At 41.5% G+C, this 26,073-nt stretch carries 18 protein-coding genes and 1 tRNA gene; 8 read left to right on the forward strand and 11 right to left on the reverse strand.

Annotated features, from left to right (window positions below):
- Positions 1-26: 26 nt before the first annotated feature.
- The 4 genes from MHO82_RS07375 to MHO82_RS07390 form a co-directional block, all read right to left on the reverse strand.
- Positions 27-4,052: a transporter substrate-binding domain-containing protein gene (locus MHO82_RS07375; RefSeq protein ID WP_239183228.1), complete on the reverse strand. Its 4,026-nt coding sequence runs from the start codon at positions 4,050-4,052 to the stop codon at positions 27-29.
- 92 nt (positions 4,053-4,144) lie between these two features.
- Positions 4,145-4,540 carry a phosphate ABC transporter substrate-binding protein gene (locus tag MHO82_RS07380; protein WP_239183229.1) on the reverse strand — a complete coding sequence of 132 codons (396 nt, stop codon included), beginning with the start codon at positions 4,538-4,540 and terminating at the stop codon, positions 4,145-4,147.
- A gap of 14 nt (positions 4,541-4,554) precedes the next feature.
- Positions 4,555-5,802, reverse strand: a complete 1,248-nt coding sequence (locus MHO82_RS07385; protein WP_239183230.1) for a hypothetical protein — start codon at positions 5,800-5,802, stop codon at positions 4,555-4,557.
- Positions 5,803-5,945: 143 nt separating this feature from the next.
- The gene (locus MHO82_RS07390; protein ID WP_239183231.1) at positions 5,946-7,565 is read right to left on the reverse strand and encodes a methyl-accepting chemotaxis protein; all 1,620 of its coding nucleotides are present in this window, start codon (positions 7,563-7,565) and stop codon (positions 5,946-5,948) included.
- 468 nt (positions 7,566-8,033) lie between these two features.
- On the opposite strand from MHO82_RS07390, the gene MHO82_RS07395 reads away from it, so the two are divergent.
- The 6 genes from MHO82_RS07395 (at position 8,034) to MHO82_RS07420 (ending at position 17,283) form a co-directional block, all read left to right on the forward strand.
- Positions 8,034-10,622 carry a family 20 glycosylhydrolase gene (locus MHO82_RS07395; protein WP_239183232.1) on the forward strand — a complete coding sequence of 863 codons (2,589 nt, stop codon included), beginning with the start codon at positions 8,034-8,036 and terminating at the stop codon, positions 10,620-10,622.
- A 202-nt stretch (positions 10,623-10,824) separates the two neighbouring features.
- Positions 10,825-12,639, forward strand: coding sequence for an extracellular solute-binding protein (locus tag MHO82_RS07400; RefSeq protein ID WP_239183233.1), 1,815 nt, complete (start codon positions 10,825-10,827; stop codon positions 12,637-12,639).
- Positions 12,640-12,641: 2 nt separating this feature from the next.
- Complete coding sequence (locus tag MHO82_RS07405) at positions 12,642-13,730, forward strand: microcin C ABC transporter permease YejB (RefSeq protein WP_239183234.1); 1,089 nt, start codon at positions 12,642-12,644, stop codon at positions 13,728-13,730.
- Positions 13,731-13,733: 3 nt separating this feature from the next.
- Entirely contained in the window at positions 13,734-14,753 is a 1,020-nt protein-coding gene (locus tag MHO82_RS07410; protein WP_239183235.1) for an ABC transporter permease, read from the forward strand.
- A gap of 3 nt (positions 14,754-14,756) precedes the next feature.
- The gene (locus tag MHO82_RS07415; RefSeq protein WP_239183236.1) at positions 14,757-16,397 is read left to right on the forward strand and encodes an ABC transporter ATP-binding protein; all 1,641 of its coding nucleotides are present in this window, start codon (positions 14,757-14,759) and stop codon (positions 16,395-16,397) included.
- A gap of 157 nt (positions 16,398-16,554) precedes the next feature.
- Entirely contained in the window at positions 16,555-17,283 is a 729-nt protein-coding gene (locus tag MHO82_RS07420) for an MOSC domain-containing protein (protein ID WP_239183237.1), read from the forward strand.
- Positions 17,284-17,378: 95 nt separating this feature from the next.
- On the opposite strand, the gene MHO82_RS07425 is transcribed toward MHO82_RS07420, so the two are convergent.
- From MHO82_RS07425 to MHO82_RS07435, 3 genes are all read right to left on the reverse strand, one after another.
- Positions 17,379-19,982, reverse strand: a complete 2,604-nt coding sequence (locus MHO82_RS07425; protein ID WP_239183238.1) for a CHASE3 domain-containing protein — start codon at positions 19,980-19,982, stop codon at positions 17,379-17,381.
- Positions 19,983-20,306: 324 nt separating this feature from the next.
- Entirely contained in the window at positions 20,307-21,530 is a 1,224-nt protein-coding gene (locus MHO82_RS07430) for a biotin/lipoyl-binding protein (protein WP_239183239.1), read from the reverse strand.
- Positions 21,524-21,871 (reverse strand): MFS transporter, encoded by a 348-nt coding sequence (locus tag MHO82_RS07435; RefSeq protein WP_239183240.1) that lies wholly within the window; start codon positions 21,869-21,871, stop codon positions 21,524-21,526. The genes MHO82_RS07430 and MHO82_RS07435 overlap by 7 nt, the downstream gene beginning before the upstream one ends.
- 140 nt (positions 21,872-22,011) lie before the next feature.
- Between MHO82_RS07435 and MHO82_RS07440 the strand changes: the two genes are divergently transcribed.
- Positions 22,012-23,031, forward strand: a complete 1,020-nt coding sequence (locus MHO82_RS07440; RefSeq protein WP_239183241.1) for an AraC family transcriptional regulator — start codon at positions 22,012-22,014, stop codon at positions 23,029-23,031.
- A gap of 56 nt (positions 23,032-23,087) precedes the next feature.
- Here the strand turns inward: MHO82_RS07440 and tpx are convergent, their stop codons facing one another.
- From tpx to MHO82_RS07460, 4 genes are all read right to left on the reverse strand, one after another.
- Positions 23,088-23,585: a thiol peroxidase gene (gene tpx, locus MHO82_RS07445; protein ID WP_239183242.1), complete on the reverse strand. Its 498-nt coding sequence runs from the start codon at positions 23,583-23,585 to the stop codon at positions 23,088-23,090.
- Between the two features lie 101 nt (positions 23,586-23,686).
- Entirely contained in the window at positions 23,687-24,529 is an 843-nt protein-coding gene (locus MHO82_RS07450; protein ID WP_239183243.1) for a hypothetical protein, read from the reverse strand.
- Complete coding sequence (locus tag MHO82_RS07455; protein ID WP_239183244.1) at positions 24,529-25,383, reverse strand: ABC transporter ATP-binding protein; 855 nt, start codon at positions 25,381-25,383, stop codon at positions 24,529-24,531. The genes MHO82_RS07450 and MHO82_RS07455 overlap by 1 nt, the downstream gene beginning before the upstream one ends.
- Positions 25,380-25,748, reverse strand: a complete 369-nt coding sequence (locus tag MHO82_RS07460; protein WP_239183245.1) for a GntR family transcriptional regulator — start codon at positions 25,746-25,748, stop codon at positions 25,380-25,382. Before MHO82_RS07460 ends, MHO82_RS07455 begins: the two co-directional genes overlap by 4 nt.
- 238 nt (positions 25,749-25,986) lie before the next feature.
- Between MHO82_RS07460 and MHO82_RS07465 the strand changes: the two genes are divergently transcribed.
- A tRNA-Ser gene (locus MHO82_RS07465) sits at positions 25,987-26,073 on the forward strand.

A 26,073-nucleotide genomic window follows, 5' to 3' on the forward strand; every position in this document is an offset into this window, starting at 1 on the left:
GTTGCTATATATTTTACTCATACTAACTAAACGAATTTATTTAATTGCTCGGTGATATTTTTCAAAGTCTGGATCAATGGCCCGTAACGATGACTATCGTTCACTTGTGCGGCCAATTCCAATTCACTCAACGGTGAACTTAACACAGTACAGGTCATCATGGCTGCCGCTCCCTTCATTTGATGAGAGATATCCGTAATTTCCCGATGTTGTTCATGCTCAACCGCTGTTAACAAGGTCTTAAAGCCAGTATCGTGGCTAACAATAAACTCACGAACCATATGCTCTACCACGTCTTTATCGCCAAACATATCCATGACTTCATCGTAATCAATGAAATCGTAAATACCTTGGCTTTTAGTTTCTTGTTCATAAGGAAGTATAGCGCTCGGCACCAATGCTGCTTCTTCTTTATTTGTTTCAATTACTTTCTGAGTATGACCATTTATGTCTGGCAACCAATCCGTTAGCAACTTATTCAATGTGCCCATTTCAACAGGTTTGGTTAAGAAATGATCCATGCCTAATTCAATACATTTTTGATCTTCACCCTCAATGGCATTCGCTGTTAGCGCAACGATAGGCAAACGAGGCAGATCCTCTGCCATTTCTCGCTCTCTGACTTGCCTTGTCAGCTCATAGCCATCCATTTCTGGCATGTGGCAATCAGTCAGTAGCAAGCCGTATCGATAATCTTTCGTTTCTTTTAAACGCTGTAAGGCTTCTGCTCCGTTATCAACAATATCGGCATGAAAGCCCAACCTTCTTAGCTGTGCACCAATCACCTGCTGATTAATGGGGTGATCTTCCGCAACCAAAATTAAACGCCCTGCGACTTCTGCTTGTATTCGTCCTTGTACAGGCTCTCGTAAAGAAACAACTTCTTCCTCAACAGGATCAAACAAATCAACACTTTCAGATAAAGCATGATCTAAATGATGTGGTAGCAACGGATTAACAGAAATGCACCAGTGCTGATCATAAGGCTCTGGAGATAATTGTGCCTCTTTTGTCAGTAGCACGACTTTGATCATTGGTAGCTTTTGCTTTAACCATTCCACCGAAACCCCTAAACGCTGATAATCTTCTTGAAAAATCACCAAATACTGACATTCAGAAGAAACGGCTAACTTACCCATTTCGGCTTTGGTTTTCACACTGCGGTGATGAAGGTTCATACCCCACATCTCAAGGTACGCTGTTAGCTCTTCTTGCTGTGGCATATTTTCAGCAATCAACAAACACGACTTATTTTCAAAAGAAGGTAGAGAGGCTTCGGTATGAACATCTACTGGTAACAATGCACGGAAACTACTGCCCTGCCCTAACTGGCTCACACAAGAAATTTTTCCGCCCATTAGCTTACTAAGTTGGTGACTGATCGCTAAGCCTAAACCTGTTCCTCCAAACTTACGGCTGGTACTGAGATCCAATTGCTCAAACGGCTGAAACAGTTCAGCAAGTTTATCTTCTGAAATGCCCATTCCCGTATCAATAATAGAAAAACACAACATTTGTCGTTTATGTTTCGTGTGAACACAATCCACTCTCAGCTCAATTTTGCCAAAATCAGTAAATTTAATGGCATTGTTAATGAGATTATTCAGTACTTGGCTTAATCGAGTTTCGTCAATGATACCCACGCTTGCTATGGCTGGATCACACCATACTTCAAACGATAAGCCTTTACTGTGTGCATGAATGGCCTGAGGCTGAACAATTTTCGCAATAAACCCCTGTAACTCTGTTTCTTTAAGCGCTATACCAAGTTTACCCGCCTCGATTTTTGAGAAATCTAAAATATCATTAACAATATGAAGTAAATTTCTTGTTGATTGTGACAAACTCGTATGTAATTTCTGAACATCATGAGAAAGCGGGTAGCTCTCCATCAGCTCTAATAAACCTTTAATCGCACTTATTGGTGTACGAATCTCGTGACTCATGTTCGCTAAAAAACGAGATTTCGCTTCAGTCGCTGCCACAGCTTTTAAATGGGCACTATTAAGCTCTTCCTGATTTTCCTTCAATGGCGTAATGTCTGTCAGTACACTATTCCAATAGAAAAAACCATCTCCTTTATTGGTAATATTACTTTGGAGTTGGATCCATTTTGGTCGACCCTGGAAATTAATACGGATCTCTTCATGCAAACGCCCTTTTTTCAAAGCGACGTTCATTGCTTTCATGATTCGTTCTTTTTCAGCTTTATCAACAACATCAAAAATAGATTTAGGCACTTCCATTAGATATTCAGCTCTCATGCCTATCAACTGGAAAATACCAGCACTGATAAACGTAAACTTAAATTCATCTAAGTCTTCATCTGATTGAGCATGCTGAATCACTGCACCACTAACGTTATCAGCTAAATATTGCATATGCTGCTCAGCTTCATGCAATTCAGCTTCAACCTTAATACGCTGTGCTATTTCTTTTTTCAGTCGCCAGTTCCACGCAATAACTGCAATAAGAATGATAGAAGCAACAATGGCTCCCAAAACAATAATCAACAGCATATCGGAACTTAATTCACCATTATGGTAAGAGCTGGTGATCCAACGCCGCTTTGTTTCTCTCATCTGGCTAGGAGGGATAGAACTTAACGCTTTATTCAAAACATTAAGCAACAATTGCTGTTCTTTATTTACGGCAAAACTGACATGAGCAAAAGATAGATTACTGATTACTTTGATTTGCCCTAAATACTCTTCTTGTATATGAGGTGAAGCAATTAATAACGAAGCAGATACCGCATCCACTTCGCGATCAGCTAGTGCCTTTAAAGCAGAATCAATATCAGAGTATTTTTTAACTTCACAATGAGAGCACACTGAAGCCACTTCAGACTCACCATAAGTAGAAGCAACAACCCCAAATTTAACATTTGAGAACGCGATGAACTCTTTTATGTGCATAGCACTGTTCGCTGAACGCCCTAAAAACACCCAAGGTTCTTGCATAAATGGCTGAGTAAAGTTCATTTGGGTTTGACGCTGCTCATTAATCGAGATCGCCGACAGCATATCAATCTCACCACGAATAAAAGCTTGGTAAGTTGCTTCATAAGATGAATGCTGAACATATTCAAAATGGATACCCGTCAGACGTGCTATCTCTTTTAGCACATCCGCAGCAACACCAATGTATTCACCTGTTTGTGTAATACTTTCTATGGGCCCCCAGCTTTTTTCAATCCCCACTTTGATTACTGGGCTTTCATCTAACCATTGCTGCTCTACCTCGGTTAGTGCAAGATCATAAGACTGAACCAATAAAAAACGAAGCTGAGTTTCATCTAGCCATTTGTTTAATATTTTGGATCGCTCAGTGTTCTTTTGCAGGTTATCAATGGCTACATTCAGTTTATTCAACAGATCTGGGTTATTTTTTTGAACCCCGATATACAGATTATTGACGGGAAGATCATCCATTAAGGACAATTTTAGCTTTTTATCATAACCACTTTGCCGCCAAGCTGAATACAGAAGTAAACCATCACCAACTTGAGCATCAGCTTGCTTAGAGAAGATAGCTTCAATGGCTTGTTTAGGAGTGGGTCGCGGCAGTTTTTCAACATGATTAAAACTAGTATCAATCAACATGTTGTCTGAAGAACCAGCAATGATCGCTAGTTTTTTGTTATTTAAATCCGTGTAATTTTGTATTTCACCATTCGCAATGGCAACTCGTCGAGTGGATAAAATAACCTCAGACAATAACATTTGCTTTTGACGTTGGGCATTATCAGACACACCAATCACAGCATCTAATTCACCAAGATGAAATGCTGCTATAACGTCATCAATACTGTTATAGATTTTATTTTCTATGGTGTAACCGCTTTCCTTTGCGATATTTTCAAAAAGACTTGGTAATAAGCCTTCGACGTGATTCTGCTCTGCTTGAGAATATGGGAGCATGTTTCCTAACGGGTAGCCAACCCGTATAATATGTTCAGAGTTCGCGTAAGAAAAGCCTGGTATCACACTGATGGCAACCAGAAGGAAAAATACGAACAATCGCCTATAAGAAAAACTGCTTTGTGACATTAAAAACCCAAGTACCCGATAAATCGAAATAAAAAAGCGAATGCTCCATCTAATGAGCCTTATTAGATGGAGCGACCCACTATTTTAAAGGATTAAGGGCGAAAAATCACCTTAACACTACTATCAACATCACCCTCATCAATGTATCCGATCGCATTATTGATACTGGATACTTTATTTTTCATTATTGCGCTAGAAGAAACCGATTCGGGTGGCTTTCCTTTACCTGTGAATACTTTTTTGGCCCAATAAGCTTGAAGCTGCGCTTCTGTTTTTCCTGTCACCTTATTATGAAATTCACTCTTTAATGAAGCACCATCTTCTAGTTCAATGGGCATTATCGATAACGATTTTGCTTTCCCTAAATAAATCTTTTTAATGGTCGCGGAATCTAAATCAGTAACACTTGGGTGAGCAATAACTACAACCGAAGAGTGGGCACCAAAGCTGATCAAAACCAGTAATGTGCACAGTATTTTATTAAACATAAATGCCGTACCCCTTAAAAAACCACATCTAATTTCACGGTATAAACCGTTGTGTCATCCAATGAAGGGCGCGTTACTGCTCCTGTTAAACCACCATTGGTTTCTTCAAAATCGGTTACGTAAGTCGCGTCTGCTTTCAGAGCCAAGTTAGTTGCCATATCCCAGCGTAAACCTAGGCTGTAACTGGTTCTTTCCATATTCAGAAGAGCTTGTGTCATGCCTGCAGAGATAGCATCTTGAGCACTGCCTCCTATCACTGCTTTTTGTAATGACGCCTTTCTTACCTCATCATCTTTCGTTTTCATATATGAAACCGTTGCGTACGGCGTCAACTGTTCAATACGATAACCAACGGTGATGTAACCAGCATCCACATCTGGATAAAAACCACTGGTTTCCGTTCGAGTCAGCTCAGACATTACTAACAATTGCTCACCATCATACCTTGCACCTAAGCCATAAAACTTGGCCTCATCGTTGCTAAAAGTGGTATTGTTAATCTGAGGCATGAGCGTATTACCCGATGCCCAGTTTTGAGAAGAATTTACTTTGGCTTGAGCATAACTTGCGCGTAAAGTAATAAAATCATCACTCCAATTCGCGGCTGCACCAACGATGTTGTCAAACTCGGTTTCCGCCCTAAATTTGGTTTTGTTAGAACTTAAATTGTGTGAGCCTGCAAAACCTTGTAACAAAATAGTGCTATCATCTAGCTCAATATCATAAAGAATATCACCACCGGTAAAAGAAGTAGCCACTACGGTACTGTACACTTCTTGTGGAACCCTTACTCCCAATTGTGCATAACCCACTTCTAAATAATCAGACAACATAAATAGTGGCAAACGTAATTTACCAACTCGCCCTGTCACATTTGATGTAAACTGGTGACTAATAAAAGCCCATTCGACCTGTGGCTGCCAATTTTCTAATTCTGCTCCCCGACTAACAAGTTGAACAGTTGCTTTGGTGTCATCATTAACATCAAATACCGTTTGTAAACCAACCAGTGATCCTTCATCTAAGTTGGCTTTATTTGTCGCACCAGCGTATCCAGCACTATTATTCGCCGCTTGTAGGTTAATAGAAGCAAAGCCATTAAAATGAAAACGCTCCTCTGAAGATGAGCCTTGCTGCTCTGATAATACAGCAACTTGCTGCTCAAGCTCTGTGATTCGTTCCTCAGTAGAAGTGGTACTTGCTTGCACGCTCAACGAGCACAGCGCAGCAAGTAGCAATAGGCTAAATGCCTTAATTGTCATCGTATTACTCCGGTGATTATGATTTTTATGTGTGTTGTGACGATTAACGTCGGGACTAGCTAGGTTGCATTCACGATATTCAAATACAACCTAAGTATTTTTCTTTGGCGAACTGATAGCTAGGCTAAAAACGCGTATAAAGATTACACTTTGAAGTGGGAAGTTGATTCATTCAGCTGATTAACAATGTCAATTAACTCTTTACCTGAAAAACCGAGCCGTTCTGTGGATTCGGCCATTTTTGTAGAGCTTTCACCAAACTTGCCGAGTAAATCTTGAATCATAACTGAAGTCTGATGCTGCTCTTCAGTAGCAGAAGCAATCTGATCATTAACAACCGTGATCTCCGCAACCTTAGTAGTGATTGAATGGAGGCTGTCCCCCGCTTTCGCAGAGTAAGTGACCCCTTGCTCTGCACTGGATAGACCCGACTGCATGACACTAACAGCATGTTGTGACGCGACTTGTAACTCCGCTAAAACGGCATGAATTTCTGTCGTAGATTGTTGAGTACGTGCCGCTAATGTACGTACTTCATCTGCAACAACAGCAAAACCTCGCCCTTGCTCACCAGCTCTAGCCGCTTCGATGGCAGCGTTCAGGGCTAATAAATTAGTTTGATCGGCTATGTCTCTAATAGTGTCTAAAATAGAACTTACATTGTTTGAATCTTTAGCTAATTTATCAATAACTTGTGCTGTATTTTGGACTTCTTGAGACAATTGATTAATCACCTCGATCGTTTGTTCTACCACTTGTTGGCCATTGTCGGCATCTGCATTTGCTTCATTAGCCTGATCTGAGGCTTGGTGCGCAAAATCTGCCACGTGACTCACCGTTTGCAGCATTTCACCTACTGATAACGTCACTTGCTGAATTTTATCTGTTTGCTCATCTGCTTGATGTGTCGTGTCTTGAACGCTATTTAACAATGATTCTGTAATCTGTTTCAGTTGATCTGTACTTGTCACCATCATAGAAATTGTTTGATGCAGCTGCCCAATAAACACATTAAAGCTATTCACCAAATTGGCCATTTCATCTTTACCATCGTATTGAATACGTTTGGTCAGATCCCCTTCTCCCATAGCAATTTCTTGTAGCCTTTCTGCCACAATCGAAATAGAGCTACTGATAGAACGTAAAATCGCAAAACCAAAGATCAATAATAAAACAATGATAATCGCACCCGAAATCATAGAACTACTTTGAGCACTAATGGCACTTTTTCTCGCATCACTGATCATAAATACGACGTGCTCACGAACTTGGGTTTGTATATCAGCTAACCCTTTTTCCAACTGCTTTTGCAAAGCAATATTACGCTCCGCATCTCGTGAAATATCGGCGATTGGCTTACTAAACTGGATAAAATCCATTGCCGTTTGCTTTCCGTTTACAAAGTAACGCTGCAACGTATGTTCTGTTTTAGCCAGTTGTGAAGTTTGATTGGGCAATAGACGTTTAGCTTGAAACACCAGCCCATTCATTGCATTGTATAGATCATGTGCAGATTCTATCGCCTCTTCCTCACCTGTCGTCACAGCGGTCTCAAATTGCTGCACCAGCTGTGGTAACAAACCATTCAACTCAACAACCACTTCCATGGCAGGGTAGTACTGTTGCTCTAATGTTGCTAAATGGCGATTATTGGCTTGATGCACATTAATATTTAACCCAATAATCACAGCGACGCCAAAGGAGCCAAGACCCATTAATAGCCACAACTGATGGCGGATCGTAAGTAAACGAGACAAGTTCATAGGCGAATAACTCAGGAAAATTATTTTTATAAAACTGATTTTCGCGGAGTATATATACGATAGTTGTAACTAACAACCATTGTAAAAAACATAATTTTTTATTTTATTGGTACAGCGTATATATCAAAAGTTCTAAATGCCCCATTAAAACAGTGTTTTAAAGTGGAGACAGCATTGGCTTTCCCCCCTACACTCCCTTTAATCCACATGCACAAAATGTGATATTGATCACACTTAAATAACAGTGAACGGATCCTTTAACCTTGCAATATATATTGATAATTATAAAAACGCCCATTTTTCCATTCCATAAATGAGACATTTACGCATTAAATACAAAAGCTTTTGGACGAGCTCAGCATTAACTCTCGATAAATTTATAAATATGTTATTTGATATTTCTATCTTTATATAAAACATGGTTAGTATATCTTTATTTCACGGGACGAAATAAGTAAGGTGTTTTATATGTTAAAAAAATCTCTGTTATCCCTAACTCTCGCTGCTGCGCTATGTGCACCAGCCCATGCAATTACATCTGCAAACCTCAATGACCTCGGTCAAGGCGTCGATGTGGTATACAGCGTAGTCGATAACACGCAAGACGATTGGCGCACACACAAAGCGGAATTGTCATTCACGAATAACAGCGCGACAACGTTACCCGCTTCAGGCTGGGCTATTTACTTTAGCCACACACGCTTAATTAAAACCCTTGATACATCAGCCATAAAATTTACCCATGTGAATGGTGACATTTTCAAAATTGAGCCAACCAGCCAATTTACCCCAGTAAAACCCGGTGAAAACTTTACCTTCCAATTTGATAACGCCGACTGGCAAGTAGCAAAAACAGACATTATGCCTAACTGGTATTTTGTGGCAGAAGAAAATGGTCAATCCATTACCGCTCTTATTGAGAGCACCAGCAATACCATCAATGGCAAAGTACCTGTAAAACCAAACGATGAGCTGCCGTTTATTGCCGATTTCGATACTCCTCAGCAATGGAAACGCTATAACAGCGCTGCAATCACTGACTTCTACGACCCTTTTACTGCTGAAGATCGTTTCGCACGCAGTGCTGATTTATCTCTTATCAATAACGTTTCAGGCGTCATCCCTACTCCAGCCAGTATCACCACTGGGAGTGACAGCGTAACCTTAGACAACACTTGGGTCGTTGTATTTGATAACGGTTACCAAGAACAAGCTGAATATTTAGCGGCACAATTAGGGCTAACCGCAGCCCCATGGTCGCCAGCAACGGAGAAAACAATCCGTATCGGTTGGGGACAAGTGATTGTTGATGGCGAACAAAAATGGAGTGAAGCTTATAATCTAACCGTCGATAAGGCTGTCAATACTATCCAAATCAATGCTGTTGACCAAGCAGGCGCTTTCTACGCTGCTCAAACATTATTACAGCTAAAAGAAGGGGCTGAAATCCCAACAGCACAAGTGAGCGACGCACCTCGCTTTGCTTACCGTGGCCTTTCTGTTGATGCAGTACGTAACTTCCGAAGCAAAGAATCTTTACTGCAACTTATCGACCAAATGGCAACATTTAAGCTGAATAAATTGCACTTACGTTTATCAGACGATGAAAGCTGGCGTATCGAGATCAAAGACCTTCCTGAGCTTACCCAAGTGGGTGCAAACCGATGTCATGATCCAGAAGAACGTAATTGTATGCTGCCTTTCCTTGGCGCAGGCCCTAACGGAACGCCAGAATCTAACGGTTACTACTCTGCTGCTGACTACCGTGAAATCTTAAGCTACGCTGATAGTTTAAACATCCAACTCATTCCTGAAGTTGACGTACCTGGCCATGCTCACGCTGCAATCAAAGCCATGGAAGCTCGTTATCATAACTACATGGCTCAAGGGAACGAAGCTAAAGCAAACCAGTACTTGTTAACTGATTTTAATGATAAGTCAGATTACCTCTCTGTACAGATGTTTAAAGACAATGCCATCAACGTATGTATGGAGTCCACTTACAACTTTGTTGATACCGTTGTTGCCAACCTCGTTGAGCTTCATCAAGGTATTCAACCACTTGAAACCTTCCACTTTGGTGGTGATGAAATTGCAGGGGCATGGAAAGATTCCCCAATTTGTCAAGACTTCATTGCCAACAACACTCATGGTGTAACCAATGTATCTGAACTAAGCCGCTACTTTGTTGAACGAATCTCGGTGATTACAGCAAACCACGGTCTAAATTTAGCAGGCTGGGAAGATGGCCTGATGAACGAAGGTAAAGTGTACCCTCGCTCTGAAGTCGCTAACCAGCAAGTCTGGGGTAACGCTTGGCAAAATATTTGGGAATGGGGCGTAGCTGACCGTGCTTATAACCTAGCAAATAGCGGGTACGATGTGGTTTATAACCATGCAACCCACCTATACTTTGACCACCCATACGAGCCAGATGCAAACGAACGTGGTTACTACTGGGCACCTCGCTTTATCGACACTCGTAAAACGTATGGTTACATGCCAGATGATGTATACGCCAATGCCGATTTCACTCGTGCAGGTGCGCCAATTACTAAAGAAGAAGTTCTTGCTGTTGCTGGTGTGAAATCACTAGAGCGTCCTGAAAATGTTCTTGGTATACAAGGTTCAGTATGGACAGAAACTATTCGTACTGAAGATCAATTTGAAGGTATGGCTTTCCCACGCGTACTTGGTTTAGCTGAGCGTGCTTGGCATACAGCATCATGGGAAGCACACGATTTAAATGGTAAGCCCCTAAACGAAGCAGCGCGTACAGAAAATTACAATCACTTTGCTAATTTACTGGGCCAGAAAGTTTTACCTAAGTTAGAAGCAGAAGGGATTGCATTTAACCTACCTGTACCTGGTGCCATCGTTGAAGCTGGCGTGCTTAAAGCGAATTCAACTTTCCCTGGGTTAACCATTCAGTACTCCACCAATGGCGGAGCCACATGGGCGACCTACGACCAAGCAACACCACCAGCAGTAACTGGAGAAGTCAGCGTTCGTACAGTTTCAGGCAACCGTACCAGCCGAGTAACAACAGCTAAATAATTAGTTTTATCAGCTATACCACGCCCCTATTTCCACCTGTAAATAGGGGCATTTTGCCTTATCCCCCTCACCAAAGCCGTATTTGATTTTTAAAAATCGCACTATTTACTCTCCTTATTTACATAAAAATCAGCAGGTAATAAAAATGATTTGATTTTTTCTTCTATGCTTAATGTAGGATCAAACAGACAAAGGAGTTGTCATGCTAGGACGAATATCGTTCTTAATTACTGCTGTGCTCACAGCAGCTCCACTTTTGGCAGGAGAAGTGATTTCCTCACACCATTTGGTGGGCTTTGGCAGCGCCAAATACAGCAACACGTTTACTCATTTTGATTATGTAAACCCCGACGCACCAAAAGGCGGAAACGTCACCTTTGCGGAAATAGGTACCTTTGATAGCTTTAACCGTTACGCCAGTCGTGGGGTTTCTGTGGCAGCGGCTGACAGTATTTACGATAAACTATTCACCAATGCTCAAGATGAAATCGACAGTTACTATCCTCTGATCGCAGAAAAAGTCCGCTACCTTGACGATTATAGCTGGATGGAAGTCGATATCCGGCCACAAGCTCGCTTCCATGATAATCACCCTATTACTGCCCATGACATTGCTTTTACGTTTAAAAAATTCATGACCGAAGGGGTGCCGCAATACCGTGTGTATTATAAAGATATTAAGAAAGTTGAAGCCATTTCCGATCTCACTGTTCGTATTGAAATGAGTAAACCCGACCGCGAAATGCTGTTTTCTCTTGTCCAAAATATGACCGTGTTACCACAGCACTTCTGGCAAGACAGAAACCTATCAGAGCCCCTAAGTGAACCACCAGTTGGTAGTGGCCCTTATAAAATCACGCAATACAAAATGGGGCAAAGCGTTACGTACCAGCGCCTAGATAGCTATTGGGCCAAAGATTTACCTGTCAATATTGGTCGCCATAATTTTGATAACATTCAATACGACTATTACCGTGATGAAACCGTTACCTTAGAGGCTTTTAAAGCGGGTGAATACGACATTCGTTTAGAAAATACGGCGAAATTTTGGGCCACGATGTACACTGGCACCAACTATGAAAAAGGCTTTATCAAAAAAGAAGAAATCGATCACAACATTCCCCAATCAATGCAAGCTTTTGTTTTTAATACTCAACGGCCACAATTTCAAGATGTTCGAGTCCGAGAAGCGTTAAATTACGCCATGGACTTCGAATGGATGAACAAAACCCTCTTTTACAACCAATACCAACGAACACGTAGTTATTTTCAAAACACCGAATATGAAGCAACTGGCTTGCCCTCAAAACAAGAACTACTCATTCTTGAGCCTTTAAAGGGCAAAATACCTGAGCGTGTGTTTAATCAAAGTTATCAGCCTCCAGTCAGTGACGGTTCGGGACGAATTCGCGGCCAGCTACGCAAAGTGTTAGGGCTCTTTAAAAGTGCTGGATGGGAACTTAAAAACAAAGTATTAACTAATAGCAAAACAGGCAAACCTTTCAGTTTTGAACTATTAATATACAGCCCAACCACAGAGCGAATCGCCATACCACTACAAAAAAACCTCAAACTGATGGGCATCGAGATGAAAATCCGAACCGTCGATACCAGCCAATACATCAAACGCTTACGTGATCGCGATTTTGATATGGTGTCTAGCCGCTACTCCGCTAACGCTTACCCCAATAACAACTTAAAAATTGCCTGGCACAGTGATTACCTAGACAGCACTTACAATACAGCCGGAGTACGTGATCCAAGCATTGATTACCTTGTAGAAAAAATTGCCGATATACAAGACGATCCCGCAGCACTATTGGCCTACGGAAAAGCCTTAGATCGTGTCCAGCAATGGAATTTTTATGTGATCCCACAATGGCACATCAGTAAATTTCGTGTGGCTACGTGGGACAAGTTTGCTCGACCCGCCACTCGACCAAAATACGATTTAGGCATAGATACTTGGTGGATTGATACCAACAAAGCTCAAAAACTGCCAGAAAAGCGGCGTTAATTATGGCTAGCTATATTCTTCGTCGGCTATTACTGGTGATACCAACCCTATGGGCCATTATCACCATTAATTTTTTTGTGATTCAATTGGCCCCCGGCGGGCCAGTTGAGCAAACTATTGCTCAGCTTGAAGGGCATAACTCCGGTATTATGGAACGCTTTTCTGGTGCGGGAGCAAAAGAAGTCGGCTCTGAATCACCAGAAGAAAGCCCCTCAGGTTATAAAGGATCACGCGGGCTCGATCCTGAAGTAGTCGCTGCCATTAAAGAGCAATTTGGCTTTGATAAACCCATACACGAGCGCTACTTCACCATGCTGTTCAACTACGCAACTTTTAACTTTGGCGATAGCTTATTCAAAGGAGGTAATGTTATCGACCTAATCATTGATAGACTGCCCGTGTCTATCTCGTTAGGGTTGTGGAGCACCCTGATTATCTACTTTATTTCCATTCCTCTTGGCATCAAAAAAGCGATTCATCACGGCAGTCGATTCGACGTATGGACCAGCTCTATGGTCATTGTCGGCTATGCCATTCCAGGCTTTTTATTCGCCATTATTTTAATCATCTTTTTTGCTAGTGGTAACTACTTTAGTTGGTTCCCGTTACGGGGCCTCGTTTCCGCAGATTTCGATCAAATGACGTGGTATCAACAAATTATCGACTATTTTTGGCACTTAGCTCTTCCAACCCTTGCCATGGTCATTGGTGGGTTTGCCACCCTATCCATGCTCACCAAAAACTCATTTTTAGATGAAATTAACAAACAATACGTAGTGACTGCACGAGCAAAAGGATTAGACGATCAGAGGATTTTATATCGTCACGTTTTTCGTAACGCAATGCTGATCATCATTGCAGGCTTTCCCAGCGCCTTCATCAGCATTTTCTTTACGGGCTCTATGCTGATTGAGGTGATGTTCTCATTAGAAGGAATTGGTTTATTAGGCTTTGAAGCCACTATTCAACGAGATTACCCCTTAGTATTCAGTTCACTCTATATTATGACCTTACTGGGTTTAATGCTGAATATTATTTCCGATTTAACTTACATGTGGATAGACCCTCGCATTGATTTTGAGGCTCGATAACTCATGACTCCACTCGCACAACAACGATGGCAACGTTTTCGGGCAAATAAGCGCGGAGTTTGGTCACTATGGATTTTCACCCTGCTCTTTCTTATTTGCTTACTGGCTGAACTCATTGCGAATGACAAACCCATATTTATTCAATACAAAGATCAATGGTTCACCCCTATTTTTACTCAATATGCTGAAACTGAGTTTGGCGGGGAATTTGACTTAGAAGCCGATTACACCGACCCGTACATTATCGATCTGATCGAACAAGAAAATGGCTGGATACTATGGCCTATTATACGTTTTAGCTACGACACCATTAATTACAACCTAACAGGGCCAGCCCCTTCAGCACCCGATGACATCAACTGGTTAGGCACCGATGACAAAGGCCGCGATGTCTTAGCCCGGATCATTTATGGTTTTCGGATCTCAGTTTTATTCGGCTTTGCGCTTACTATTGCATCGAGTATTGTGGGCGTCATTATTGGTTCCACTCAAGGTTACTACGGTGGTTGGTTAGATTTATTTGGTCAACGCTTTATTGAAGTGTGGTCTGGTATGCCAACCTTATTTTTATTAATCATTCTCTCAAGCTTTATTGAGCCTAACTTTTGGTGGTTACTCGGTATCATGCTGCTTTTTGGCTGGATGGGACTAGTCGGTGTTGTCAGAGCCGAATTTTTACGCTGCCGAAATTTTGATTATGTACGAGCAGCTCAAGCCCTTGGTGTGAGCGATGCTCGTATTATGCGTCAACATATGTTACCCAACGCCATGGTCGCCACCTTAACCATGATGCCGTTTATTCTCAGTGGCTCAGTAACCACATTAACGTCCCTAGACTTTCTTGGCTTTGGTCTGCCTGCTGGTTCTCCTTCGTTAGGCGAATTATTAGTCCAAGGAAAGGCTAACTTACAAGCACCCTGGCTTGGACTTTCTGCCTTTACCGTTCTTGCCGTTATGTTGAGTTTATTAGTCTTTATTGGCGAAGCCGTTCGAGATGCTTTTGATCCTCATCACCAAGGATAGATTATGCAAAATACCGTTTTACAGATTGACAACCTATCCATAGGCTTTGGTTCCAAACTCGACTCCAGTATTGTCCCTACAACCCACAATGTCTGCCTAAGCATAGAGAAAGGCGAAACTTTGGCCTTAGTGGGCGAGAGCGGATCAGGAAAATCAGTCACCGCAAATGCGATTTTAAAACTGCTGCCCAAAACCAGCACTCACTACCTGAATGGCACCATCAAATACTACGACACAGACACACTACATTGCAGTGATCGCCAATTACGAGGCTTGCGCGGCAACAAAATCGGCATGATTTTCCAAGAACCAATGGTGTCGCTCAACCCTTTACATAAAATAGCCAAACAACTAGGTGAAACCCTAGCTATCCATCGAGGAATGAGAGCCAAAGCCGCACGAGAACTTTCGTTAGCGTGGCTAAAAAAAGTCGGATTACGTGAACCAGAAAAAAAGCTCGACGCTTATCCTCATGAACTTTCAGGTGGTGAACGCCAACGCGTCATGATCGCCATGGCACTCATTAATGAACCTGATCTTCTCATTGCTGATGAGCCTACCACCGCTTTGGATGTCTCTGTTCAGGCACAAATTTTAGATCTATTAAAGGATCTACAAACTGAACTGGGCATGGCCATGTTATTTATTACTCACGATCTCAGCATTGTGCGAAAAATTGCCGACAAAGTCGCAGTAATGCAGCACGGCCAAATTATTGAAACCGCCCCAAGCCAAAAGATCTTCTACTCGCCAGAGCACCCTTATACAAAAATGCTCATTAATGCTGAGCCAAAAGGCTTACCAGTACCGACAAAAGCAGATGCAAGGCCATTACTTCAAGTCGATAATTTAAAGGTTTGGTTTCCAATCCATGGTGGCATTTTTAAACGAGTAGTCGATCACTTTAAAGCCGTAACCAATGTGAGTTTCATCTTAAAGCATGGCCATAGCATCGGGTTAGTTGGCGAAAGCGGCTCAGGGAAATCCACGACAGGACTCGCGATTTTAAAACTTATTGAAAGTGAAGGAAATATCCATTTCGATCAGAAAGATATTTCTCAATTGAACCGCAAAAACATGCTGCCACTTCGAAAAAAGATGCAAGTCGTCTTCCAAGATCCTTTCTCAGCCTTAAATCCACGCATGTCCGTTGCACAAATCATTGGTGAGGGGCTCGCCGTTCATCAAACTCTTACACCAGAACAACTTGATAACACCATTTGCTCTGCCATGGAAGAGGTCGGATTGGATCCCGAGACTCGTCACCGCTACCCCAATGAATTTTCCGGTGGGCAACGTCAACGCATTGCTATCGCCAGAGCTGTCGTACTCAAGCCCAACTTTATTTTACTGGATGAACCTACCTCATCACTCGACAGAACCGTGCAAACACAAGTGCTGGACTTGTTAAAGTCTCTACAAAAAAAGTATGGATTAAGCTATTTGTTTATTAGCCATGATTTAAATGTCGTGAAATCCCTCTGCCACTACACATTAGTACTCAAAGATGGCCTCATCGTCGAACATGGAGAAACTGAGCGCTTATTTTCTCATCCACAACAGAGCTATACTCAACAACTGGTTAACTTGTCACAATCTCCCTCCCCTGCAGAAGAATTAATCGCCCCCCAGACTGCCAGTTAATGATAAAGCAAGAGCTTTTACAATGGAGAAGCCCACTTAACAAACAACCTCCAGCTGTCTTTCGAGTAAATCCTCCTTCTCACATACTATTTATATAATAACAAAGAAGGAGTTATGATAAATTCAGATCATGATCACTGCTGAAAAGGAAAACTGCATGGCACACGCACTAAAGTTGCTCATTGGTCAAGTTGGAAATATAGCCACCGATCTACCGGAGTCTCATGTATTGCATAATGGTATCCCGAGTGCCATTGAGAAAAAAATCGTTACTGATCCAATATTTTGTTCATTTAATGGCTTAGATAACGATGAACAGGCCGATCCTAAACATCATGGCGGCGCAGAAAGAGCACTCCACTATTACCCAAACGAACACTATGAATTTTGGTCTGTTTTTTGGCAAGGAATGGGGCTTGGTGAGCCAAAAACCCAATTTGGCTCTGGTGCATTTGGAGAAAACCTATCAGGACAAGGCTGGCAAGAAGAGACCGTGTGCATTGGAGATATCTTCCAATTAGGTAAAGCTACAATTCAAATATCTCAGCCAAGATCCCCCTGCTTTAAACTCAATCACCATTTTGGCTATGCCGGATTATCTGTATTAATGCAAGCCAACGGCAAAACTGGCTGGTTACTTCGCGTATTAGAGGAAGGGGTAATTCAACCATCGGACACCTTAGAGTTGATAGAACGCCCATACCCCGAACTCAGCGTCCGAACTTGTGCAAATACGCTATTTAATAAAGAATTTGATCACCAAGCTCTTAGCAAAATGGTTGATTGTGAAGCATTAAGCGTTAATTGGCGTCAGCACGCACAAAACTGGCTGGACTCAGGTGTCGTTAATGATTGGAGCCGACGCCTAACGGGTAATTTCAAATAATGCTACTAAAACGAGTCTTTGATACGTTTAAAGGCTCACTCTACAACCCAACACACTACACTCTTTATTACTCGCAGAGCACATTATTGTGAACATCAAGTCACTTTAAATTGTGCCACCAGATCTTTCAGCCTTTGGGCTTGCTGCGCCAATTCATTTGCAGAAGAAGCCGCCCCCTTTGCCGCTTCATTGGCATTTTTAGATACCTCAGAAACAGAGATAACATTTCGACTAACTTCTTCTGTCGCTTCTGACTGCTCTTCCGTCGCAGCGGCAATACTATCAATCATACTGGCCACGTTTTCAGCGCCAGTGACTATATCTTCCAAGCTTGTTCCTGCTTGACCAGCTAAAACCATTCCATCTTCAACATGACTAATACCGCTTTTCATGCGATCCACAGCAATTTGGGTTTCATTTTGAATGGCTTCTATTGAGCTTCCTATCTCTTCCGTTGCTTTTGTGGTTCTATCCGCCAGTGTTCTGACTTCATCAGCAACCACAGCAAAACCTCGTCCTGATTCACCAGCACGTGCCGCTTCAATGGCCGCATTCAAAGCCAATAAATTCGTCTGTTCTGCAATTTCTTTAATCACATTTATGATCTCACCAATCTGAGCACCACTCTTACCAAGCCGAGTTACACTGGAAGAGGATGAAGAAACGGCCTCATTGATTGAATTCATACCTTTAATGGTATTTTTAACAATTAAGCCTCCGGAGTTAGCGGTCACTCCAGCCTCTTGCGCACTGGATGTTGCATCCGCAGATTTTTGCGCGACTTCTTGAATACTTAATGTCATTTGATCAATCGAGGTCGCTATCTGGGTAACTTGGTTTGATTGCTGCTCCAGCTCATTGGCCATATTCTCACTGGTTTCTACAATCTTGCTAGATCCTCCAACAACATCATCCGTTGTTTGTAAGACCTGCTGAATCACATTATTAGTTTGACTTACCGCTTGATTATAACTTTTCGCCATTTGCCCTAACTCATCATTAGAGTCTACCGACATTCTTGCGGTAAGGTCGCCACCCGCTAATAACGTCAACCCATTTGCCACCTCAGCAACTGGTACAGAAATCGCTTTTATCACAAGAAAAGAAATAGTCGCGCCCAAAAAGACTGCTATTACGGTGCCAGTTAAAATGGTGTAGGTTGTATTAGATACCGCCGCTTTTGCCGCTTCTTGACGCTGTTTCATCAGCTGATCTTCAATACGAATGAACTCTGCTATTTGGCTTCGAAATCGGTCAAAATACACCTTTCCTCGAGCTTCTCCAACTAGCTTAGCCATATCATTCATGGTTTTCGCATCACCAATGTTACTGCGCAGTTGGATCATAGGCTCAACAACGACTGACTGCCATTCCAATATATTCGCCAACATATCATCAAGCAATGCGACCTGATCAGGGTTGTCACTCACTGTCTGTTTCTGCTTCTCAACCCTGTTTTGGAACGCGTTTTTACCCGAGGTATAAGGTTCTAAAAACTCCTTCTTACCTGAGAGTAAAAAGCCACGCATACCTGTTTCCATATCAACGGCAGCGGCTTGGATATCCAGTGCCGTTTCAATCACCTCGTGAGTATGGTTAACCCATTCTGACGATTCCCCAAAAGAGTCTAAAGATTTAGACATACCCTCTAAGCTCTGATCTGACTCCCCTTTTCGAATCACAATCAACTCTTCTTCAGTAAGAATAAAGCGACTGATCTGCTCTCTAAACCGATCAAAATATTGTTTACCTTTCGCTTGCCCGACTAGGCGAGCAATATCATCCATGGAACGTTGACCATTATTCACTAAACGCCTTTGTGCAATAGCAGGCTCCGTGACATTGCTATTCCAACTGCTTATATTCTGTTCTATGTCTTCAATACGGCTTACTTGATCTGGGTTATCAGAAACTTTCTTTTTAAGTTCATCAGTAATATCAAAAAAGCGTTTTTTGCCACTGTGATAAGGTTCTAAAAACGCTTCTTTACCCGCTAACAGAAACCCTCTCATACCAGTTTCCATATCCACCGCGGCTGATGTTAAATTCAGACCAACTCTGATAACTTCGTGGGTATGCTCAGTCCATTTATTATTTTCATCAAGCAGTTCCAGTTGCTTAAAACCCATATTTTGAGTTTCAATGTTCTGTTTATAACGTTTATCTAATAAATCACGCTCGCGATTAATGAATAAGCTCACTTGCTCTCTAAATTTATCAAAATACACTTTTCCTTTTGCTTCACCCACCAAATCCGACATATCATCCATGGTTTTTGCATCACCAATTTGTCTGCGTAATTGAATGGCAGGCTCAGTCACATTCGACAGCCAGTCATTAATATTTTTTTCGATATCAGAAAGTCTTTGAACTTGGGCCGGATTATCACTGACAGTCGTCTTTAACTCCGACACTAAACGAGAGAAGCGTCTTTTACCTTCGATATATGGTTCTAGAAAACCTTCTTTACCAGCAAGAAGATAGCCCCTCATGCCTGTTTCCATATCCACCGCAGAGCCCTCAACCCTCATTGCCTGTTGAATCACATTATGCGTATGATCAACCATATGGTTAGACTCTTCTTGATTTTGCGAGCTGTTCACGGCGATTAAAGAAAGGCAAATCAGCAATAACAGCGGAACTCCCGTCCCTAGTGCTATTTTTAATTTAATTGGAGCATTTTTTAAAAGCATCATCATTATTTACCTTTAAATATACACTTATGATCATCCATAGCAGCGCTACTTACTATCAATCTAAGATCCATTTAAGGTTATTTATTACTTACAATTAGCTCATATACTAGGTATATAGCCTTCAACCAAACTATATAAAGTTATAGACCATGCAAGCTAAATAGAACAGCTGAAAATAAAAGAGTAGCTCGTTCACTTCTATTGATTTATCAGTAATTTATAAATAAAAATGAAGATTAGTTTGTATTTTAAAAAGAAAAGATGAGAGCAGAAAGACAAAAAGCCTCATGATCAACTTTTAACAAAGGCTCATGAGGCTAAATTACATTACATTGAATAAAAGAAGTAAATCTGTGACTTCATGCGAATAATAATCCCACGGATCACATCTAAGAAACTCATGAAAGCAATTGGTTTTTCCCCACTGATCCATGCAAGACCAACAGAACCAACCGGAATGTCATAGCCCTCAGGCTCAAGTAATTTCAAACGTACAAAATGGTGCTTATTCATCACATTATTGCCTGTCGTCGCTCGAACGGGCGTTTCCAGTGCAAGTAGTGAACCTTGGGCTTCTCCTGTTGCTTCTACAATACCTTCAACTTCAGCGGAGAAGATTTTCCCTGGGTAAACCGCCGAGGTAAATTCAGCTCTTTGGCCAACTTTGACATTACGAATAGCTTGATGATTTACTCGCATCAAGACGTATTTTTCATCGGTATACATCTGAATACGAGGAAGTAAACCAACATATTGCCCTTCGCGCATAATGTAGTTTGTTAAATAACCATTCGTCGGTGCATACACTTTAGTCTGCGCTAAATTCCATTCCGCTTGAGCAACGGCTTCTTGTGCATTAGCAACATCCGCTTGTTTACTTTGAATTTCAAGTTCTGCTTTTTCCACAGCAAGTAACGCTTTATCTGCGGTTAAACGCGCCTTATCCACCTGAGATTGTAAAGTTATTAATTGGGTTTTCGCTACTTCAACCGCTGTACTCTGCTCATCGAGCTGGCTTTCCGTCACAGTATGAGCCACGACTCTATTTTGCTCTTGATAGCGCTTTAACGTTTTCGTTTTCCAAGACAAATCTTCCTTCGTTGACGCTAACTGATTATTCGTTATTTCAATGTCTTTTTCATAAGCCAAATGCTGAGCTTTAGCAATACGGACATCTTCTTTTGCAACCGACAACGCCACCTCAGCCGCCGTTAGCTGTGCCGAGGCTTTATTCAGTGCAATCTGATAAGTCTCTGACTCTAGCTCATAGACCAACTGCCCTTTTTCAAGGCGCTGATTTGGCTTTACGTAGATGCGTTCAACATTGCCCTTTATCTCATTAGATGCCGGACGCAATTGAATGTGTGGTGATTGCACCAACGAACCGCCAGATAAATCCATCGGCGTATAGTTAATCAGGCCAATCCAAACAAATAGCAGCCAACTCGCCCCACCGAGGTACGCAAAACCTTGGGTAAACTTATTCCACGGCATTCCTACTAAACGAAGTAAGTAAATAAACAGAGCCCAAACCGCTAAACCTTCTAACATGACTTGCTCTCCTCATTTTCTGCTTCATTCTTCGTTTCACGAGATGACGGTTCTCCTTTCCAAATATCTCGAACTTTACATAAGGCTTGTTCGGCATCCACAAACGCCACAATAACCGCGAGTACCCATACCCAATGCCAAACAAATCCAATCCAAGTCAGTGCCGTAATTAATCCTACCTGTTTATGTTCAGTACGGTGAGCTTTGTTAATAGGTAATTCATGGAGTTTCCAAAATCCAATTCCTGCTGCTGCAACGGTTGCTACTAATACGACGGTAGCCACAATATGCAACCCCATATCAAACCCTGTATCAACAAATGGCATACTGACTAGACTCATAGATTTCTCTTTTCTTTCTGTTGTTCTTTGATGACGTTATTGTGACAAAAATCACTTCTCCCTCAACACAAAAAGAACAATTGAATCAATTTGAAGCCTTATTTAATATAATTATCCCAAACATATCTTAAAGAAATGAAATGTCCCAACTTCATCTCGCTTTTATACGCACCCTATGCATCAAGCCCATTTTTACGGGTATACAAAAACACTACGGTATTAGCCCTGAGCAATTAGGGCTGCCTTCTTCAATACTGAGTAATAAGATGAATTTGCTTCCAATCAATGAGGTGTCCGATTGGCTGGAAAAAATAGAAGAGATAACAGGTGATCCTGGATACATGTTAACCATCGCTCCTTATCTGCACTTAAAGCATTTTGATGTAATGGGAGAATGGTTTTTAGCCGCCCCCGATTTGTCCATTACTTTTAGACGAATCAATTATGGCATTAACAGCTTACAGTCTGGAGCAAGCTTTCATGGCTCCCAATCAGGCAACATCATCAAATGGTGTTACCATTCAGAGTACTTTCAAGCGAGAGCTCGATTCCACGATAGTGTCAGAGTTGCCGTTTGTATGGTTCACACACTAAGAGAATATGTGGGGAAAGAGTATGCACCTTTACGTGTTCAAATCAGTGGGCCTCCTTACAACCAAGAACAGTTTACACATTTCTTTGGCTGCGACGTTGAATGGAATGCAGCTGAAACACAAGTATGGTTAAACATTGCGATATTGGCCCACGAAAGCCGAATGGAAACAGCAGAAAACAAACAAATGTTGATGCCTTTTCATCAATTAGATGAGTACCTGAACATGCCTCAGCCCCATGATCATGCCAAAGTGTTCTATGAGGTGATTAATTACTGCCGTCACTTTGGGATTCCGACAGTCAACAAAGCCGCCAGCTGTTTTAGGCTATCGAGGCAACAATTACAGAGGCAACTGCACAACTATGGCTGGAGTTTCTCAACCATTACAGGTTATGTTTTATGTAATTTAGCCATACAACTAATGATGAAAGGCGAACCTATTGAAGAAATCGCCAAAAAGCTGGGCTACAGCAATAAAGAGAGCTTTTCAAAAACCTTCAAGAAGAACCGAGGGAAAACACCAAAACAGTATTTGGAAAAGCTAAAACAAAAGAAAATGAAATAACAAAAAGCGCGGCTATGTATAGGGCATAGCCGCGCTAATCTAAAATCACAAAACCATTATAGTACAGCTAGTGCTTCACTATAATTTGGCTCTTCTGTGATTTCAGAAACAAGCTCGCTGTAAGTCACAACGCCTTCTTCGTTAATGCATACTACGGCACGTGCAGCTAAACCACGTAGTGCACCTTCATCGATATTCACGCCATAATCAGTCGTGAAAGTTTCAGAACGGAAGAAAGAAGCAGTTTGTACGTTCTCAATGCCTTCAGCTTCACAAAAACGACCCGTTGCGAATGGAAGGTCAGCCGAAACACAAAGCACAACCGTGTTATCTTTTGCAGCAGCTAACTCATTAAAAGTACGAACGCTCTGTGCACACACAGGTGTATCAATACTTGGAAAAATGTTCAGAACAACTTTTTTACCTACAAAAGATGCGAGAGAAAGTTCAGATAAGTCAGCAGCGCAAAGAGTAAAATCAACAGCTTTATTACCAACAACAGCTTGAGCGCCGGCAACATTTACTGGATTACCCTGAAATGTAACTTGTGTCATTATAATATTCCTTAATAAGTCTTATATACCGTAAAGGCAAAAGTAATCTATCCTAATTTTATGTATATAAACACCTACAAAAAAGAGGTCGTACCAGGCGGTTAAAAAATGACCTTATCCGTACTGGAACGCAATTTAACACTCAATAAAAACAAGCCTGCACCACCACATAAAGAAATGATTAAAGAAACAACCCCGTGCCCCAAAAGTACTGAAAGTGGATAATTTTCAGTTAACATCGCCATTGGCAACGACAACTGCTGAGACAAAAAGTCACCAACAATAGGTAATCCCAAGGTATTTTCGCTGAAAAAACTAATGGCACCACCAATCACAAACACATTCAGTAATGGATATTTTGTGAGTTGTGATGTAACAAACAGCAAACTGGCTAATGGAAATAAGGTAACAGAAACCAATAGCATTCGAGTAATAAACTCCAACCAGTGCACGATTGCACCACCAAGGCTTATTTCTCCCACAAAATCAGATAACGCATTTTTAGACAAAATATCGACTATCCAGAATGACAAATCTGAAGCCAGTAATAAAAAAGAGCAAATAATAGGAATAACCACTAACCCAACCGCTAATTTAACGGAAATGGTACACAAGTCAGTCACAGGCATGCTGCGCCAAAACATAATACTTCCTTCTTGTTGCTCTTTCCTCAATGTTTTGGGGATATACATCGTAAAAAGAATCAGTGAAACAATCCCTGCCAAAGAAGAGTTTAAATAACCCAGAGCACCAGCAAAAGCGTATGATTGTTCAGGAATAGACCAATTATCGTAACCTGTGGTACTCACCTGAACACTGAAACTGCTGTTAAAAAACAATGATATGGAAAAAATGAAACCACAAACCGCCAAGAACAAAGGCAAACGAGTAATAATTTTGTGTTCTACAAGCTCTTTTTCAAACATATAGATCGTTGGATGCATTACGCTGCCTCCTGCTGAGTAGCAATGAAAATATCGGCTAGTCGAGCTGGGTTGACTTCCCCATAAGCTTGAAATTGCTCACGATCTTCCCCTTTCACTAGCAATTGCGTGCTTCCCACACCTTTTTTCTGCCATATTGGTGATAAGTGCTGAGCTTCACTTATTTGAGATTGGTGAACATCCACCAACCAATAGTGCTGTTGCGTCTCTTCAATACTGGCTTGTAAAACCGCTTTACCTTGACGCATGATCAACACATCCGTTAACAAGTGTTCTATTTCTGACACTTCATGACTAGCAATAATCAAGGCCCGCTCTCCATCATGAAACCATTCCACTAAATGACGGTAAAAATTTTCACGATACATAAGATCTAGCCCTAAAGTGGGTTCATCTAAAATTAATACTTTTGTGTCGGTCGCCATCACCAAAGCAAGATGAAGCTGTACTTTCATCCCTTTTGATAAGGCACTTATCTTTGCGTTGGTTTTAATATTTGTATTCGAAAGGAATTCCTTCGCGCGCGCAAGATTAAAGCTTGGGTGAACACCGGATGTATAGCGAAGTAACTGGCTCACTTTCATCCACCCCGGTAATACCGCAACGTCTGAAATGTACGCCAAATGCTGCATGATCTGCGCACGATCTTGCACTGGTTCTAAGCCAAAAATATCTAACTTTCCATCGTAAGCATGCGCACCAAGCAAAGCTTTAATGAGCGTTGATTTACCAGCGCCATTATGACCAAGAAACCCTAGTATTTGGCCTGATTTAATTTCAAAGCTCACATTATCTAATGCGTGGTGACTTTGATAATGTTTACTTACATTGCTCGCTTTAATGTAGGTACTCACGATGTTTTCTCCAAATACTGCTCTAATTTGTTCACTAACTCATCCACGCTTATCTTCATACGCACCAATTTATCGGCCAACTCTGGCACTCCACACTCTAGAAATTCATCTTTCTCACTAGTTATTAAAGAAGACGCTGCCCCTTGCTTTACAAACATGCCCTGACCACGCCTTTTCTCCACTAACCCTTGTTCAACCAATAGCTGATAGCTTTTCATCACAGTTAAATGGTTAATCTTCAAATCCGCTGCAACACTACGCACTGAGGGTAACGCTTCCCCTTCTATCCACACACCATCTCGAATTTGCCCAGTTATTTTTTCACTGAGTTGGCGAAAAATCGGCTGATCATCTTTCCAATGCATCGCATCTCCTCAATGCACAAGTGTTATACTTATATATAACACCATAAATAGATATTCCTTTACTTGCAAGGTCTCATTCGCTTAAACAACTCTTTTCTATACAGCCTCCAAAAAGTAGAAATGATCAATATACAAACAAACGAACAATTATTTTTTATTTTTATGATGAATAGTTAACCACCTAACCAAATAGGGGTTTACAAGAGATCTTCTGGTACGTATTATCCACCGCACTTACGGAGAGATGGCTGAGTGGTCGAAAGCACCGGTCTTGAAAACCGGCATACGTTTGTAGCGTATCTAGGGTTCAAATCCCTATCTCTCC

The organism is Vibrio sp. Of7-15 (assembly GCF_022347565.1).
Classification (GTDB): Bacteria; Pseudomonadota; Gammaproteobacteria; order Enterobacterales; family Vibrionaceae; genus NORP241.

What these genes read in the sequence shown, in the direction of transcription:
- MHO82_RS07395 (WP_239183232.1), top strand. Translation starts at nt 8,034, where the DNA reads ATGTTAAAAAAATCTCTGTTATCCCTAACTCTCGCTGCTGCGCTATGT.
- MHO82_RS07450 (WP_239183243.1), bottom strand. Translation starts at nt 24,529, where the DNA reads ATGCATCCAACGATCTATATGTTTGAAAAAGAGCTTGTAGAACACAAA.
- MHO82_RS07435 (WP_239183240.1), bottom strand. Translation starts at nt 21,871, where the DNA reads ATGAGTCTAGTCAGTATGCCATTTGTTGATACAGGGTTTGATATGGGG.
- MHO82_RS07460 (WP_239183245.1), bottom strand. Translation starts at nt 25,748, where the DNA reads ATGCATTGGAAAGATGATCAGCCGATTTTTCGCCAACTCAGTGAAAAA.
- MHO82_RS07385 (WP_239183230.1), bottom strand. Translation starts at nt 5,802, where the DNA reads ATGACAATTAAGGCATTTAGCCTATTGCTACTTGCTGCGCTGTGCTCG.
- MHO82_RS07430 (WP_239183239.1), bottom strand. Translation starts at nt 21,530, where the DNA reads ATGTTAGAAGGTTTAGCGGTTTGGGCTCTGTTTATTTACTTACTTCGT.
- MHO82_RS07425 (WP_239183238.1), bottom strand. Translation starts at nt 19,982, where the DNA reads ATGATGATGCTTTTAAAAAATGCTCCAATTAAATTAAAAATAGCACTA.
- MHO82_RS07420 (WP_239183237.1), top strand. Translation starts at nt 16,555, where the DNA reads ATGGCACACGCACTAAAGTTGCTCATTGGTCAAGTTGGAAATATAGCC.
- MHO82_RS07400 (WP_239183233.1), top strand. Translation starts at nt 10,825, where the DNA reads ATGCTAGGACGAATATCGTTCTTAATTACTGCTGTGCTCACAGCAGCT.
- MHO82_RS07390 (WP_239183231.1), bottom strand. Translation starts at nt 7,565, where the DNA reads ATGAACTTGTCTCGTTTACTTACGATCCGCCATCAGTTGTGGCTATTA.
- MHO82_RS07380 (WP_239183229.1), bottom strand. Translation starts at nt 4,540, where the DNA reads ATGTTTAATAAAATACTGTGCACATTACTGGTTTTGATCAGCTTTGGT.
- MHO82_RS07415 (WP_239183236.1), top strand. Translation starts at nt 14,757, where the DNA reads ATGCAAAATACCGTTTTACAGATTGACAACCTATCCATAGGCTTTGGT.
- MHO82_RS07410 (WP_239183235.1), top strand. Translation starts at nt 13,734, where the DNA reads ATGACTCCACTCGCACAACAACGATGGCAACGTTTTCGGGCAAATAAG.
- MHO82_RS07405 (WP_239183234.1), top strand. Translation starts at nt 12,642, where the DNA reads ATGGCTAGCTATATTCTTCGTCGGCTATTACTGGTGATACCAACCCTA.
- MHO82_RS07440 (WP_239183241.1), top strand. Translation starts at nt 22,012, where the DNA reads ATGTCCCAACTTCATCTCGCTTTTATACGCACCCTATGCATCAAGCCC.
- MHO82_RS07375 (WP_239183228.1), bottom strand. Translation starts at nt 4,052, where the DNA reads ATGTCACAAAGCAGTTTTTCTTATAGGCGATTGTTCGTATTTTTCCTT.
- tpx (WP_239183242.1), bottom strand. Translation starts at nt 23,585, where the DNA reads ATGACACAAGTTACATTTCAGGGTAATCCAGTAAATGTTGCCGGCGCT.